14 protein-coding genes are annotated in these 16,499 nt (G+C 46.1%); 2 read left to right on the top strand and 12 right to left on the bottom strand.

The genetic code is table 11. From position 1 onward, the window contains the following. Positions 1-976 (bottom strand): serine protease (locus LZ23_RS17590; protein ID WP_157493184.1); only part of this gene is annotated, 976 nt, incomplete at its 3' end. A gap of 198 nt (positions 977-1,174) precedes the next feature. On the opposite strand from LZ23_RS17590, the gene LZ23_RS22915 reads away from it, so the two are divergent. Next, positions 1,175-1,399 carry a site-specific integrase gene (locus LZ23_RS22915; protein ID WP_052507292.1) on the top strand — a complete coding sequence of 75 codons (225 nt, stop codon included), beginning with the start codon at positions 1,175-1,177 and terminating at the stop codon, positions 1,397-1,399. Between the two features lie 420 nt (positions 1,400-1,819). On the opposite strand, the gene LZ23_RS17580 is transcribed toward LZ23_RS22915, so the two are convergent. The 4 genes from LZ23_RS17580 to LZ23_RS17570 all read right to left on the bottom strand — a co-directional run bounded on the left by LZ23_RS17580 (position 1,820) and on the right by LZ23_RS17570 (position 5,754). Then, positions 1,820-2,950, bottom strand: a complete 1,131-nt coding sequence (locus LZ23_RS17580) for a GNAT family N-acetyltransferase (RefSeq protein ID WP_045216307.1) — start codon at positions 2,948-2,950, stop codon at positions 1,820-1,822. A 37-nt stretch (positions 2,951-2,987) separates the two neighbouring features. Continuing rightward, on the bottom strand, positions 2,988-3,146 hold the full coding sequence (locus LZ23_RS25610) for a TfoX/Sxy family DNA transformation protein (RefSeq protein ID WP_084591128.1): 159 nt from the start codon (positions 3,144-3,146) through the stop codon (positions 2,988-2,990). Positions 3,147-3,317: 171 nt separating this feature from the next. Beyond that, entirely contained in the window at positions 3,318-5,519 is a 2,202-nt protein-coding gene (gene feoB, locus LZ23_RS17575) for a ferrous iron transport protein B (RefSeq protein WP_045216305.1), read from the bottom strand. Beyond that, a complete protein-coding gene (locus LZ23_RS17570; protein WP_045216304.1) occupies positions 5,512-5,754 on the bottom strand; it encodes a FeoA family protein in 243 nt (80 codons plus the stop codon). The genes feoB and LZ23_RS17570 overlap by 8 nt, the downstream gene beginning before the upstream one ends. 558 nt (positions 5,755-6,312) lie before the next feature. Here LZ23_RS17570 and LZ23_RS17565 point away from each other — a divergent pair. After that, positions 6,313-6,534 carry a c-type cytochrome gene (locus tag LZ23_RS17565; protein ID WP_045216303.1) on the top strand — a complete coding sequence of 74 codons (222 nt, stop codon included), beginning with the start codon at positions 6,313-6,315 and terminating at the stop codon, positions 6,532-6,534. 98 nt (positions 6,535-6,632) lie between these two features. On the opposite strand, the gene LZ23_RS17560 is transcribed toward LZ23_RS17565, so the two are convergent. From LZ23_RS17560 to LZ23_RS17525, 7 genes are all read right to left on the bottom strand, one after another. Then, entirely contained in the window at positions 6,633-9,095 is a 2,463-nt protein-coding gene (locus LZ23_RS17560; protein ID WP_045216302.1) for a multiheme c-type cytochrome, read from the bottom strand. Between the two features lie 60 nt (positions 9,096-9,155). After that, positions 9,156-9,827: a formate dehydrogenase subunit gamma gene (locus tag LZ23_RS17555; RefSeq protein ID WP_084591127.1), complete on the bottom strand. Its 672-nt coding sequence runs from the start codon at positions 9,825-9,827 to the stop codon at positions 9,156-9,158. Then, a complete protein-coding gene (locus tag LZ23_RS17550) occupies positions 9,814-10,671 on the bottom strand; it encodes a 4Fe-4S dicluster domain-containing protein (RefSeq protein WP_045216295.1) in 858 nt (285 codons plus the stop codon). The genes LZ23_RS17555 and LZ23_RS17550 overlap by 14 nt, the downstream gene beginning before the upstream one ends. A 552-nt stretch (positions 10,672-11,223) precedes the next feature. Then, positions 11,224-11,841 carry a methyltransferase domain-containing protein gene (locus tag LZ23_RS17545; protein ID WP_045216294.1) on the bottom strand — a complete coding sequence of 206 codons (618 nt, stop codon included), beginning with the start codon at positions 11,839-11,841 and terminating at the stop codon, positions 11,224-11,226. 441 nt (positions 11,842-12,282) lie between these two features. Continuing rightward, entirely contained in the window at positions 12,283-12,657 is a 375-nt protein-coding gene (locus LZ23_RS22910; RefSeq protein WP_052507486.1) for an Lcl C-terminal domain-containing protein, read from the bottom strand. Between the two features lie 1,134 nt (positions 12,658-13,791). Then, positions 13,792-14,319, bottom strand: a complete 528-nt coding sequence (locus LZ23_RS17530; protein WP_045216291.1) for a chemotaxis protein CheW — start codon at positions 14,317-14,319, stop codon at positions 13,792-13,794. A gap of 112 nt (positions 14,320-14,431) precedes the next feature. After that, positions 14,432-16,483: a methyl-accepting chemotaxis protein gene (locus LZ23_RS17525; protein ID WP_045216289.1), complete on the bottom strand. Its 2,052-nt coding sequence runs from the start codon at positions 16,481-16,483 to the stop codon at positions 14,432-14,434. Positions 16,484-16,499 lie beyond the last annotated feature (16 nt).

Below are 16,499 nucleotides of genomic sequence, written 5' to 3'. Positions count from 1 at the left end.
CGCCTTGCAGTCCAAGGAATGAATTTGATAGAGGATATGACCGGTATTTCATATCTTCTGATTCAGTTGTCATAAATATACTGTTCTCAGTCGGTCTGGTAAAGTATTGAGGGAATTCCTGTTCCAGGGCATCAAAGACGCATTCGCTCCGGGCAGTACTTTTCACCCAGCCATTGTATCTGGAGACCCTTGTGTTCACTCCTGGTTTGGCCCTGACCGCACATCCATAGGCGAAGCTTACTATTCCGGCCAGAACATCCCTGCCCATTACCTGAGCGATGAGCGGCCCACCGCTGTCCCCCTGGCAAGAGTCCTTACCTCCCTCCCAGGCGCCGGCGCAGAGCATATTGTCTGTGACAGCTATGTTTACCTGTTCCAGAGTGGTTTGGCATGTTTGATTGTCAACATAGGGAACGCTGACTTCCTGAAGTTGTTCCGGAAAATCACCTTGAAATTCAGTGGAGCCCCAGCCGATTAATGTGAACATGGTTTCAAAAGGTACATAATTGTCAGTTTGCACCAGTCCGGAAATGGGTGTCATGGAAGAAGGCGATACAAGCTGGAGCAGAGCGATATCATTATCATTGGTGTGAGGATCATAATCGTTATGGCGCAGGACCCGGCGGATGGCAATGCGCTCATATCTGCCGGGAGGAGCTGTAAGAGATGTGGTGCCCAGGACAGCGTGAAAATTTGTGAACACACTTGTGACGCAGTGGGCGGCGGTAAGTACCCATTCCGGCGCGATGAGGGTCCCTCCGCAAAACTGGCCGGCGTAAAGATCAGGAAAATTTGCGTCTTTAACCAATGCAACCATCCATGGGTACTTAGAGTCATCTTCTACAGGCTTGCCTCCGACGATTTTGGTAATTTTTTGGCTTTGATCCTGGGACGTCATGTCGTTTGAAAGGATATTTCCCGGAAAGGCCAAACACAGTCCCAGAATCAGGACTATAAGAAGAACGAGTTTTTTCATGTTCAGTAACCTCCTTATGGATATTGTTTATTGATTCATCAGGATGATGAATCAGAACATGCTCGGATAATAACCTCGTGCCAGGGACGTTGACGACAGAAAATTACATATTGTTGAGCCCAAAAGCGGTCGTGAATATGTGAAGCAGCATATACCCCCAAGAAGGTTACTGAAAGGCTCAGAGAATATATCAGAACCATGAACATAGAGCAAGATCACACCGTTTTTCCCATTGGCTACTCAGCAGCCAGGGCGGTAGTTAAAAAAGCCGGGCTAATTATTGGTATCGACCTTAATCCTCATGATCTAAGACGTCACGCAGCCACTTTTGCTTCCAGGTCCGGTGCACCTCTTGAAATTGTCAGCAAAGTGATTCTCGCCACGCAAACATATCAACAACTCAAAGGTATCTGGGCAAAGTAAGCGATATCGAAGTCATCAGGTGGATTGAGAATATCCACAGATAAAACTAATCCCGGGGCTAAGTAAATTCATAGCCCCGGGTCAGAATTGTGAAGATAGTCCTCAAAAAGAAATGTCTTGGACTATACATGATCCATAGCCGTTATGTTGTGAGTTTGGTTATGTTGTAAGGTAGAAAATATCATAGGGCAGACAGTATGAATACCCCATAAACTGCCTGCCCTATGAACGTGACGTTAATCCATAAACTATCTTTACCCAAGGCTACTTAGTGCCCTTTATGCAAGCACATCCGACTTCCTACCCGTTCCACACTCGCTCGTCCCTCGCTCCGTCGCTCCAGCACATCGTGAAGAAGCTGCTGGAGCCGCAAGAGTAAACTGTCCCAGGCTGGAACCTGGGAACGGGGGAATAAGTTACTCAGGCCCATATAAAGATTATGACTGCAACTGCTGATAACGCCAGCCATATTAATCTGTTGTAGTCTCTTAAATGACGCCCGTTGAACCCCTCAAAGGGTGCCACAGCCACAAGGGTATCAAAAACCAACAAGGGTTTTCCCACAAACACCAGGGCCATAGCGAATCGGGAGAGCAACTCATTTGCCCCGGTTGCGCTGATGAAAGATCCCAGTATGATTAAGCAGGCAACAAATAACGTGCTTACCATGGCGCCTTGACCTAACAGGGCTTGAAAATGACGGGTACTCCAGCCATCGCCAGGTGGATAGAAATTCCCTGGCAATGGTAAAGTTCTGCCGAAGCCAATGGCAATCAACAAAGACATGGCCCAGCCACCTGACCAGGCACGATACTCCAGAGGCTGCTTGTAAAACCAGGAAAGCATGCGCATCCCAATTTCCCGAGCTGCCAGCAGAGTACTTGTGCCTGCAAGAAAGGCGACTGCGATAAGAACTGTTGGTACAGAAGAGCTGCCGGAAAGAATAATTCCGCCACCTAAGGAGAACGCCAGTACCCCAAGAAAAGTGTTCAGGAAAACAGCGCAAAATCTTCTTATCCAAGGGCGAACCCTTTCATTCTGGCCCCTGAAAACCCAGAGAAAATGGCCGGGATCGACAGCAAAGCCGGTTCTAATCCAGAGCCAAATCATATCGACTGGATTCCAGCGCTTCAGCTGTTGCCATAGTGAAAGGCGCCGATAATCCGCACCAAAAAAAACATTTGCAGACCCTGAATTGTATCCTTCCACATCTGTGACAATATCATCGCATTTTTGAGCTCGTAGCTGGGCTGTACTGGCTTTGACTAATTTCCCGGCTAACCCTCGTCTGCGATAGTCTGGATGAGTCATTAACCAGGCAATAAAACCAGTTCTGCGACCACTTGGCAAATCGATTATGCGTAACAGAGAGACTGCCGCGAGGTTTCCATTGATGGTGACAACCTTGCCGCCAGCCTCGCCTGGGACGACGAATCTGGACTGGGAAACGGGAAAAGAAATCCTGGCAAGGGCAGTTATGGCTCCATAATCCTCATTCCTCAGATCCCTGAGCTCTTCAGTTTCCGAGTTGCTTATTTCAATTTCTGTCATTACCAGTCCTCAATGAGCCCAACTTTTAAACTCAACCTCATGCAATAAAGAGCAGCTGAACTGCCGTCCGGTAGTACGTATTGGGGTAGCCGATTTGAGCTTTGAGCTGTTGTTTTCTGTGCTCACCGATTTGATCCCAATGCTTGTCAATCAAAGCCCCTTCAAACGAATGCAGATTGTCCCAACTTACAAATATGGGACTGTTCTTTTATAGCCTGCAAGATGCAGGCTTCACTTATCAAGGCAGTTACTCACAGGTTCGGTTCCACCCCCCGTGTGAGGAGAATTATCTTTACAATGCTGCCTGAAGAAAACTCATCAACAGACTTTATTGCTCTATCCTGAATGAAAACTATAAAAAATCTAATTAAATAAAAACTTTTAGAGTTTGATAAACAACAGTTGAAAATGCAAAGGCAAAAACTGTATTAAAAACCATTGCAAAACATGCCCACTTCCAGGAACCAGACTCTCTTGCAATGGCCACAACCGCTACAAAGCAAGGAGCATATAGTAGAACAAAAATAATAAGACTGATCGCCCGCTTGGCATCCCAGTCGGGATCCTGTTCAATTCGTCCTGCAAGGGATGATGGATCATCTTCATCCACTGCTCCAAGGGAATATGCCGTGCCCAAAGTGGAAATTATAACTTCTTTCGCTGCAAAGCCGCCTACAAGAGATATATTGATTCTCCAGTCAAAACCAGCCCACTTTGTTACTGGTTCTAAAAATGTCCCGATTCGTCCAGCGTAAGAATATGCCAACTGTTCTTCAGCGAGGGAAAATTCTACCTGTTCTTCAAAGGAAATTTCATGACCTGCTCCTGGTCCAATATAAAGATCGTCTTCAAACCCTTGATCAATGCTTTCCACTTTCATGGAGAGGGATTCATAGTATGCAAGACGCTCTTCAGGTAATTGCGGAAAAGTCATGGCTGCCCATATAATTATCGAAATGGCCAGAATGATGGTTCCGGCTTTTTTGATATACTGCCAGGTACGCTCCCAGGTATGAATTAGAAGACCGCGCATGGTTGGAAGTCTGTAGGGTGGAAGCTCCATGACAAAGGGTGTGGCAGGCCCCCTGATTATAGTTGAACGTAAAAGCTTGGATACAAGAAGAGCAGAGGCCCAGGCCAGAACTGTTATAAGAAACAAGGCAAGAGCCTGGTTAGCAGGGAAGAATATTGCAGCAAGAAGCAGAAAAACTGGAAGCTTTGCTCCGCAAGTCATGAAAGGAGCAGTAAGTATGGTAGCTAATTTTTCTCTGGGGCTTCTCAGGGTTCTGGCGGCCATGATCCCCGGTACAGCGCAACCCCCTGCAATCCCGCCTGAAACAATAAACGGCATGATGGAGCAACCATGCAGGCCAAAATATCTGAAAACACGATCAAGCATATAAGCCACTCTGGCCATATACCCTGAATCTTCCAGAAAGGCTATGCAAAAAAAGATAATCATTAACAGGGGAACAAAACTAAGTACAGCACCTACTCCATCAATTATGCCAGATGCAATAAGCGATTGAAGAAGTCCATCAGGCATGACAGCCCTTACATTATTTCCAAGCCACCCAAAAAAGTCCTCAATGAGTCCAAGGGGGACGTCCCCCACTAGAAAGGTCAGAGTATAGACCATATATAATACAAAGACCATAAATAAAGGCCCTAAAAGCCTGTGCGTGAGAAATTTGTCCATGTGATCTGACATTTCTATTCGCTGACGCTGCTCATCTCTGGAAACTACATCTTTGAGAAGTGAAGAAATAAAGCCATACCTGTAGTCAGCAATTACTGCTTCAGGATATGTTTTCAGAGTCTTTAGACAATGATCAGCTACATCATGCACTGCCTGCTCAATTTTTTCAGAAATATCCTTAGATTTTTTTCTTCCTTCTGCCAGTATCTCCTCATCCATCTCCAAATACTTAAGGGCTATCCATCTTGCAGGATAAGTATCAGTCAGAAAAGAACTGCTCTCAATAATGGCAGTCATTTCTTCAATGACAGGGTCAAGGTCAGGCCCATAAGATATCTTGAGAGGGGATTTAAAGGCTTCAGTCTGCTCACTCATCTCAATAATGGTATCAATAAGTTCCTGTTTTCCCTTCCCCTGACGAGCCACTGTTTCCACAACCCTGCAATCCATTCTCTGTTCAAGAAGCTCTGTGTTGAGGGTTATGCCTTTTTTTCTGACTTCATCCATCATGTTCAAGGCCAGAATAAGTGGTGCACCAAGCTCCAGAATCTGAACAGCCAGATACAGATTACGCTCTAGAGAGGAAGCATTAACCACATCCACCACAAGATCAGGTCCTTCCTGTATCATATAGTTTCTGGCCACCAGCTCTTCCTGAGAATAGGCTGTCAGGGAATATGTACCAGGCAGGTCCACAAAATGCAGCATATGACCACTGGTTTCCACAAAACCTTCTTTTTTTTCTACTGTAATACCCGGGTAATTACCAACATGCTGCCTTGAACCGGTAAGGATATTAAAAAGAGTAGTCTTTCCTGCGTTGGGATTGCCAGACAGGGCAATAGTAATTGTTTTCTTAGTACTATCCATTTTCAATCTCTACAAATATATGGTCTGCTTCATTGTTTCTAAGGGTTAAGGTAAAGTCTCTCAGGCGCAGGGCTACCGGGTCATTAAGAGGTGCGCGCCCCACCACTTGGACTTCAACCCCAGGAACAAGCCCCATATCCCTGATTCTCCTCCCCATTTCACCATAACTGCCAACAGACCTGATAATGCCTTTCTGATTAACTGCCATTTTACGCAGACAAATATGTCGACTCATTTATATTCTCCAAATATTTCATTAAAAGTAACTGTTCACCACATTTGGTATGTGACTATGCAAATGCACTGGATTCAGGCTTTCGCCGGAATGACGGAAAAGGGTATCGGCCTGCTTTAACCGTCACCCCCGGACCAGATCCGGGGCCCAGATCTTCTTATTTGATCTTGCTGAATAGTTGCATTAGTTTTTTATTGGCAAAATACCTAACAAAGTTCACCCCAAGTACCAGAAATGAGCAACTACTTTGACCTCTGACAAAGGATAAGCACTTTCCATAACTACGTGCAGGTTCAGAAAGAAATATTAACATAGTGGAGTTGTCAAGCTTTCTTTTGCCAGACTTCAAAGTCATGTATTTATATGCCTTTGAATTTATTGTCATGGCTCGACGAGACTAGACTACATTAAAGGAAGATCATACAAAAATAACAGAGTTGCTTAATCACTGGCTTGATGTTATGGTTTGCATTAATTTGAAACCAGTAACAAAGAAGTAGAAAAATTGAAAAAACTATCCTGACCACAATATGTCTGGCCATGCTGGCCGGACTATTCATGTCCGGTTTGCATAGCAGCGAGGTCAGTGCCGGGGATGGCCAGGCAATTATGGAAACCAGATGCACAACCTGTCATGGAGCAGGAAGGATTGAAAGAGCCGGACACGATCTGGACGGCTGGAAAAGTACTGTTGACAGGATGATAGGTAAGGGTAATTTCGGACCGGAATTGAGCGATGCTGAGCGCGAGGCCCTGCTGAATTATCTCATCACACTGTAACCTTAACAAAAACCGGGGCCTGGGCATTATATTCAAGGCCCCGGTTTTTTATCATCCAGCCCCACCCTGGGAATTAACATGCAAAAAAACGAACCAGATTACTCCTGATGGCAGGTTAGACACTGCTCACGATTGTCAGTAAAGTAAGCATGGTCATGCTCACCATAAATGTTCCCGCCTGAATGATAGAAGTGGTGCTGCAGCTCTTTGTTGACACGCATGCTTTGAGTATCTTCATGACAAGAATAGCAGACTGATGACAAAGGTGCAGCAACACCTGCACCGGCCAGAAACATATCCCTGGCATTGTCTGCGATTAACCCCAATCTTTTGAAGTCCTTTCCAACAGGATTATGCGAGTCATTGACATGACAGGCGGTACAGTCAAGAATTGTATTGGGGTATGACACATAAGAGTAACCTCCAATAAAGTGCCCGTCTACAGTATGATCTCGCCTTCGATCAAAGCTTTTTCTTTTTTCTCCTGTTCCGTGAATTCCATGGATCATATACATAAAGTCAACGCTTCCCTGAACTGCGCTGGCATCTCTGCTCATGGAACCGGCATTGTGACAGGAAACACAGGAGGAGATATCCTGGTCTGCATAGGTCCCATGGCGGCCCATGGTTGCATGGCAGCTCAGGCAGCTTTCAGCATCTACAATCAGGCGGCGGTCATCAAGGAAACTGTTTGGTCCCTGCCCCAGGGAAATTCTCTTGAGCCTGCTGTTCAGCTGTATTTCCTCTGGTCCAAATTCAATTATTACGAATCCGCTCCTTCCTGAAAAGGCTGTTTCCGGCAATGGTGAATCAAAAGTGGTTACTGCTGTTGTCTGATCATCGCCTGGAACAGTATTGTCAATATGTGCTATTTCATGGAAAGGATCTCCTATGGCACCTGTACTCCTGGGTCCGACTCCCTGGTTGGTCCAATCTTCTCCATACCCCCAGCCTATTCCAAGACGTACCGCCTCTCCTTCTTCAAAAAGTTCCTTATCTTCTTTAAAAAGAAAAGATCCCTGTTTACCAGAAAAGAGATCCAGGTACTGATCACCTTCGCGCACCCGCCAGGTGACCACCGGCCTTTGACCTGCCACAGCGTTTTCAACCCTGGTCACTTCCATAACATGACTGCGGGCAAGGGCAAGCCTTTCCAGCTGCTCAGTCACATTATGATAATGGTCCGGTGTATGTTTGAAAGGCCTTTGCTCCCCATGACAGCTGGCACAATTATGTCCACAGTCATACGTTGCAGATATAAATTCATAGTCAGGATCACCTGGTTCAGCCTGCCAGAACACCATACCGCCCTCTCCATGGCAGGTTGAACAACCCTGGGGGTCGGGATTCTGTCTTTGCCAGGAGTAAACCTCTTCTCCTGAATAAACATGACACGAAGTACAATTGGCCACTCCTGGGCTGTTAGGATAAGGTCTTGCCTGACTGGGCCTTGGAGTCCTGCCAAAAGTCCAGTCCGGAAACCTGACCTGCTGATAAAAATAGGCATCAGCAGCATAACCTTCAATTCCAGCGTGGATCTTATGGACCATTGTTCTCAGGTCCAGGCTGGGCCAGCCATCCACTTCAGCATAGGCATTCCTGGAGTCCCAGGTATATGCGTTATGACAATTGGCGCAGACAGTTGGATCATGCCTGAGTTCACTGTGCACCCTGTTGGTTGGGAAGCGCATATCATCACCATGGCATCTATTGCAGGAACCCATGGCAACAGCTTCACCAGCAGTATGTTTTCTTTCATTGCTGTCCAGAATTCTTACTTCATTATTGCCGTCAAAATAAAAATCAGCCACGGCATTGAACCTGAGATAACCTTCCTGCCCTCTGTTTCTTTCAGTTACTCCAATGCGGTAGATTCCACTTTCCCAGGCTCCATTTCTGTTTATCTGGTCAATAATGTCAGCTGCAAATTGATGGTATTGAAAATCTTCAGGATCGCCATAGCTTGCCGGGTTATGATCGCTGCTGCGGCGCCATTTTACTCCATCACTGAAACTGATGGGCGTCAGCTCGCCTGAAAGGTTTCCAAAATCACCCGGCCCTGACTTGAACCATGTTGAAAAGCGCATGCCTCCGCTGACCGGCTCACCACCAGTCAATGCCGTACCGTTTTCCAGCCTCAGATTGGCCCCCCGGATAACTTTGGCTCCGTCTCCATACCTGGGATCGCCTTGAGGACCACGCTCTCTGGTCCTTTGCAGCATGCTCATCCATGTATTTTCATCTTCCAGCCATTTGGCCATGGTTAATTCCACATGGGCTGTGTCGTGCTCATATCCCGGAATTACAAAGGTGACCTTGATTTCTGCATTGTTGTTAATGTAAATATCTGTGATTGTGGCATTAACAGCCTCAGGGGTGTCAATGACGTGCCCTTCGCTGAAAAGTATCCTTGGCCCGTCAGGAAGAATGGGAGCTATCCAGTATCCTGAAGGATCATACTTGGCCCTTGCGCCGGCATCCCTGTTTTGGACCATGATCAACAGATTAAGGACAAAAAGCCCCACAATCAGGAGAAATATATGTTTACAGCTTATTTTCATTGAACTGCCTCCCGTGCCTTTTTATTGGTAATTTCATCAGGACTAAACCGTTAACATCGGTCATGATCCACCTTTGGGTACTGAGTCTTTCAGTTTTGGATCCAGTTCTTCATCCCACCATTTTTTGTGCTCCATCTTCACATATGTCTCGCTGACCTTGCCGCTGATCATGCCTGGCAAGGCCCAGTAAACCAGGGTGAAATACACATGGCCCAGGGTTGTAATTACAATAATGAATACTGCGATATTGTGAAGCACACCCATGAAATTGAATACTGGCGGCCCCATATATCCTACTCCCAGCCACATGGACAGCCCGGATATAGCCAGCGCAATATAAAGAATTCCCATCAGAATATGATGGACTTTATGCCCGGCATTGAGTTTTCCCTGAGGTGGTATGCCTCCGGTATGGCCCAGGATGTACCTGGGCATGGCCAGGTGGAATCCGATATCGCTTTTTTCAAATTTTAGGGTATCACTGATGAACTCTCTAAACCCTTTGGGATCAATGATTATATAGATAAAAGGGGTCAAAAGAAAAATTACAGCAAAAATTCTGTGCAAAGTACCGGCCAGGCCGCTCTCAGCCCATTGGGATAACCAGGGAGTAGTATAGAGAACGCCTGTACACAGGAGTCCGAAAAAGGCAAAGGTATGAAGCCAGTGAACAAATCTGCGTCTCTTATTAAATCTTTGGATTGTGATTTCCGTGCTGTTATTTGACATCATTTTCCTCCTGCTCGCTCTGCTTGAGTCTGGCCAGCTCTTTAAGATGGTTGCGGCGGGCAAAAAAATAAGTCACTCCAAGAACACCTGTGGCCATAAGGGAGAGAAGCAGAGTAGTCGGGCGGACAATATCCTTCCAGAATGCAAGTGAAGTATCTACCACAGCGGCTGCGGTTGGGCCGGGCAGATTATATTTGTCAGGGCTGCCAGCCAGTATCCAGATGAGGTTAAGATCTTCTTCCCCGTAAAGCTGGGCATCAGGCAGGGCATAGTTCGATTTAATCTGGACCAGACGCTCTTTGGCCATGTCCAGTATGCCTTCCCTGAAATTGAAGTGCAGGGCGTCTTCTGGGCATGCCTGGGCACAGGCCCCACAACTTGTGCACCTGTTTACCCATACGTTACGCAGGTTAAAATAGGCTGTTCTGGACATTTTGGGGTGTTTAAAGGGACAGGCATCAACACAATATCCACAAGCAGCACATTTTTGAGGATCATAGCTTACCAGACCGTTACCCCTGAGAAAAGTTGCCCCTGTGGGACAGGCTCTGACGCAGGCAGGCCTGATGCACTGCATACAGGAGTTGCGCCTGGTGATATGCACTGGAAGTTCAGCAGCATTCTGGCTCATATAGATGACGCTTGCATGCTCTGGAAGGCCATTGACCCTTTTGCAGGCCTTTTCGCAAACCCCGCAATTTATACACTTAATGCTGTCATAAAGAAAAGCGGACTGCCGTGATGAGGCAGCTCCTGAATCTGCCAAAGTGGGCCGATATAGTAATAAAGCCCCTGATGCTGCAGCCCTTTTCAGGAATCTGCGACGCCTCATTTTTTCTGCCTGCATTCAACACCTCCCACTTAATTTGTTGGACACTAAAACATTTTAGTTAAACTCTATGGGGATAATTTCAACATTGCAAGCAGTATTTTCATTTTTTTCAAAGATTGCTACATATGTTTATAAGAGTGATCAAAGCCAATGCACAGCACCACGTCAACATCCACTGCCATGTTTCGCAGTGACTGATCAACGACTTTCGGATAAACAACTGTCACCAAAAGATGACTATCGGGCTAAAAAATCTTTGTGCTTGGGAGAAAAAGCGGTAATCACATGAGCAAGGCAATATATACAGCAAGCCTTTTATTATGAGATCAAAGATTCGACTGCAAAAACCTTTTTTTGCAGTCGCAGGAGTCAGGAGACAGGGGTCAGCCTCCGGCCCATAGGGGCCTACGCCCCGGAGGGGAGACAGTAAAAACAAAGAGTTATAAAGATACTTTTTGCTGAGTCGCCTCATTTCCTGACTTTTTGCAGGGAAATCATCAAATAGGTAGGAATTATTTTAAGTTTCAAAAAAAATGACTTTCGTGAGAGTTTCGAGTACAGTTCGTCTTAGCCACTTTTCTTGTATAGTGCATAGATATAAGGACGGGGGGCACCGAAGGGGTTGATGTATGTATAGTATTCATGTTTTAGAAGTTCAAACTCTGGTCCCATTCTTTTGGTCATTTCTTGGATGGAATAGCAATGGATATCTAGTCCCGCACACTTCCTAGCACCTTTAGTTGAAAACTGTGCCAACAATGCATAGCCTCCGGACCTGACTATTGCCTTCAGGTTGGCAAAGTATCCTTGAATATCTGCCTCTTCAAGCAGGAAATGAAGAACAGCACGGTCTATCCATATGTCAGCATTAGGGCAATTTTCAGGAAGTGGCTTAGAAATATCGTGCTGCAACCATATTAATTTTTTGCTTGGACCTGTTCGACCTCTGAGTCTTGCCAGGGCTTCGTCACTTATGTCGTTTACAATGATCTGCTGGTTTCTGAGCATAAGCTCGTCAACCAGCATTGATGTTCCAGCTCCTACAATGAATACCCGGGCAGACTGGGCAAGTGTAATTGAGTTGAGAAACTTCAAGGTCTGTGAAACATCTTTTTCATACCAACCCAATTCTGACTCAATTGTGGTACAGAATATCTTGTTCCAATGTTTATTTGTTGTAGTCATGTTTTATCTATGGCAATGATAACGATAGGATACTTTGATGACCTGAAAAACTGATTGGGGTGGGCTTATTCCATGAAGGTCGGGGCATACTCAACTCCATAATGATTAAAAAATGACTCTGCTGGAGAAAACAACTATGTTTTGATGTCTGATCGTTTTTTTTGGATAAAATACTCTGTCGCTGAAAGCAACAATTACTCGAATGAGGACATATTTTTTTGGAGCGGGAAAAATGACACGGCAGGGTCAAGACTACTAGCATTCACTTACTGAAGTCCAAAACTGCCTGAATTGTCAAGCCTTCTTTTGCCAGTCTTCAGAAATCATGGGCCAGGAAGGTGGTCAGGAATAGTTTTTTCATTTCGAATCCCCTTGTGGTGAAGTCAGTGTAAAAGTGTTGAACTGCCAAGTGTTCCTAAAGGCCAAAGATCCAAAGCTACATCACTGTCCGGCGCGGACCGGCCACACGGGTAGGGTGTCGGTCTTGCTGGAAGTGATCATGAAGCTGGTGTACATGGGCACTCCCCAAGCGACGTCCGCGTTGGTCGTACTGGACCAGTAGAAGGACGACTGGATCCCGGTAAAGGGATGTCCGCCTTGCATTGCAGAGGATAAAGACAGGAGCTCATCCATGCTCGGCAGCCGCCAGCCGCCAATACCGGAGATGCTGAAAGAACTGCATCTGGACATGGCGTCATGCCAATTCAATTTGCCGAACGGGTTGGCATCCTTGGTCCACATTAGGTTGGTCACTGTATCCGTCACCGTCCCGTCCCCATTGTCAACGAATCTCTGGGCCTGGGCTTCGCCGGACATGATCAGTCCGGTCAGGCAGAGCATGCATGCCAAAGCCGCTGTTGTGAAAAGCTTTATTTACATTTTTCTCATGAAGTTCCTCCATGGTTGAGTGTTGATATTTCTCAATTATTAAGCACTATCTATGCCATACAATAAAACCTTTAAATATCAGCATATTACCAACATTGCCAACAGAACTGACTTTTAAGTTTGCGCCAACAAGGTTGGCAGCAGTTGGCATTTTAGCTTGTGGTCCAGGGTGTTGAATTGCGAAACAGGCCAGAGTTCTGCCCTTAGTTGGACATACCCTGCTTTGTGGGGAAGTTACAAGAAATATATTTTGACTGGAGTGAGGATGATGGCAGCGCCAGGGACGGATATTGTGCCTGCCCCGAAGCATGGCCGCTGGCTCAGCAGCTCTGGGAGACAGGGAGCCTAAGTGACCGAAGCAATCTGTATGGTAAAACCATAATGCTGTGAATTTATTGCTAATTTGGTTTTAGTTACTTAGAAGCTCTTCACCTGGGCGGACCAGGACCGAACCTGTGAGTAACTTTACGAGTCTGTCACTTTTCTGGAAATTGGGACAGTCCCCGCGAGGTACTATAAAAAAGATTGATGCTGCATTGGTTCCTGGAAGAAATTTGCTTTGATGAAAAAATCTACACAGCGAGGGACAGTCCCCCTCCGGGCTGTAAGCCTCCGGGCAGGAAGCTGTGCCAAGTGCAAAGTTCCCATCTTTGACGGAATTTTTCAGGCAAATGTGCATCAATCATAAGCAAAAATCGTAAAAATATGAGAATTGTAACCGTCTGATTTTGTTAGCAAAACGATTCTAGTTACTTGTAAGCGCCAGGGCGGCTCTCCTTTTTCCGTCTACGCAATATTTTCTTTTCCATTTATCACGAGAAAAATTGTGAAGATATCTTTCTCAAACATACCAATGCCCATATCCTGGAAGCAGATTCAGACGAATGAACCAGCCTTTCGCCCAGTAATGAAGTTATCTTCACCTTGATGATTGAACCTATTGCATTGAATGTCATACTAAAGGCAGATAGCGCTCTGTATACATAATATGCGTTATTGGTATCAATTCCCGGCCGGGATATGCAAGGTCACCGGCCGGGTGGATTCTGCTTTTTATTGAACTTAAATTTGATTGGTTTCAGCCGTGTTTACCTTTTCTTTAAGGTCCACATCCTGGACAATGGCCAGTTCCTCTGAGGAAAAGACCTTGTTTACATCTATGATAATGATAAACCGATCATCCTGCTTGCCCATACCCTGAATAAACTCAATGTTGATTTTTGTGCCAATTTTGGGAGGAGGCTCAATATTCTTTTCTTCGATCTCAAAGACCTCCTGAACCGAATCTGCTAAGGCGCCCATAATGGTTGATTCGCCTTCAAACTGAACTTCTGTAATAATAATGCATGTGTTTACTGTCCGTTCGGTCTTTGGAAGTCCGAACTTAAGCCTTAAATCCGCCACTGGAACCGCCCTTCCCCGCAAATTGATGATGCCCAAAAGAAACTCTGGTGTTCTGGGCACTCTCGTAATCGGAGTATAGTCCAGAATTTCCCAGACATTGGCAATATCAATGGCATAAAGCTCTTTTGCCAGGGTAAAGGTCAGATATTGATTGGCAGCTATTGCCTTTTTTTGTTTTTCAGCCATGATGACTCCTATCTCTGAATTGAATTAAGGTCTGAATGATTTCTGCAAAGCTTTTTTACATGATTTCAAGGGCCATGGGCTGTTTATAGAGCCCATGACCCTATCGTCAGAATCAGAACTTTTCAAAATCCTTATCAAGATCGTCAGAACCCATATTCAGGGCAAAACGGCCTTCCTTTTTACCTTTTTCATTATAAAGGGCCTTTTTGGGAGCTGCCTGCTTTGAGCCTTGATTCTTTACAGTAACCTTACGCATTCTGGGGCCGCTGAAACCGGCATCATCACCCACCCTGAAAAAGGCCATGGTTGCCTGGAGCTGCTCAGCCTGACTGGACAGTTCTTCTGCAGTGGAGGACATTTCCTCAGCAGCAGAAGCGTTCTGTTGAATAACCTGATCCAGCTGCTGGATGGCCTGGTTGATCTGCTCAACACCAGAATTCTGCTCCCGGCTGGCCGCAGCTATCTCCTGGACCAGTTCAGCTGTTTTCTGAATATCAGGAACTATCTTCCTGAGCATGTCTCCAGCTTTTTCAGCAACTTCAACACTTGATCCCGAAAGATCAATAATTTCAGCGGCAGCGGTCTGGCTTCTTTCTGCCAGTTTTCTCACTTCTGACGCAACAACTGCAAAGCCCTTGCCTGCCTCTCCTGCCCGGGCAGCTTCAATGGCTGCATTCAGGGCCAGGAGATTGGTCTGTCTGGCAATTTCTTCAATTATTGAGATTTTGTCAGCTATCTGCTTCATGGCATCAACAGCCTGAAAAACTACCTTGCCGCCTTCTTCTGCATCTCTGGATGCCTGAATGGCAATCTTTTCAGTCTGAGCAGCGTTGTCTGTATTCTGCTTGATATTGGCTGCCATCTGCTCCATGCTTGAGGATACTTCCTCCACGGAAGCAGCCTGTTCAGTAGCGCCCTGAGACATTTCCTCTGATGATGCTGACAGTTCTTCGCTACCCGCTGCTACATTTTCAGAGGCTGACTTGACCTCCACAACAACATCTTTGAGCTTGTCGCGCATGCGTTGCATGGATGAGGCCAGGATACCAATTTCATCCTTCTGGACTACATCTAATTGAGCAGTCAGGTTTCCGTCAGACATATCCTTGGAGAAATTAACACCCTTGGCTACCGGGGTAGTTATGGCTCTGGTCAGGATTACACCAAGCATTAAGGCCAGGACCACACCTATGGCCATGCCAGCCATGGCAATAACCTGGGCCTGAGCTGCATCAGTCTGGGCTTCTTCCACAGCAGCAGCTGCTCCGGTAACATTTATTTCCAGAACCTGGCTAAGAAAACGTAAAGCTTCAGCCTGACGTTCCCTTACTTCAACCATGGCCATTTCTGTCATATTGTCAAATAAGTTTTCAGCCTCCTGAGCTACAGCGAGAAGTTCATAAAATCTGGCAAAAGTCTGGTCGGCCATGGGCAGAGTTACATCCTCCAGAACCTGATTTGCTGAATCGATATTGTCGGCCTGTACATAGCTTCTAATTTCGGCAATGGAGTGGTGAAAAGGATCATGAGAAGCAGGCATCTGACGCAGGATTTCAAGAAGCCTTGGGTTTTCAGTGCGGAAAGTAGCCAGCCACCTGCCAAAATTGCACGCAGTGGGATCGGTTCCGCCTTCAAAGCGTTCGCCTCTCGTTATCAAGCCGTATACATCACCCATAAGGGCGTAGTGATCAGCTCTAAACTGTTCAAAGTTGGCTCTCAGCTGAGCAGGATTGTCAATGCCGGTTCGCATGAGCTGCCTGGATCTCTCGATAAACTCGTCATTGACCCTTCTCCATTCATCAATAGCTGCGACTGTCTGGCGCCACAGCGCTCTTTCTTCAGAAGTGGCAGGTAAAGCCTCAAATTGTTCTCTGAGCGCAGCTATATCACTTCTAAGTCTGTTCAGGATGCCCTGCTGTCTTTCCATCTCAGCCTGACCAAGCCCGGGAATAAGAAGAGTCCTTTGTGCCACTCGCAGGGACTCATAGTCTTTTTCAATTTCCATAAGCACCTGGACACTTGGCAGGTTTACAGTGCCAACGTACTCAATATGTCCTGACAGACTGTTGGCGCCTCTCCAGCCAAAAAAACCCACAATAAGCACGATAAGGGCGACAATAACAAATCCGCCCAGCAACTTGACGCCTAACTTGATGTTTTTCATCTGTTTTCCTCCTCCT

It is taken from the genome of Desulfonatronovibrio magnus, from assembly GCF_000934755.1.
Lineage (GTDB): Bacteria > Desulfobacterota > Desulfovibrionia > Desulfovibrionales > Desulfonatronovibrionaceae > Desulfonatronovibrio > Desulfonatronovibrio magnus.
The sequence above is the reverse complement of the archived record's forward strand: the minus strand, read 5'-3'. Positions and strand labels throughout refer to the sequence as shown.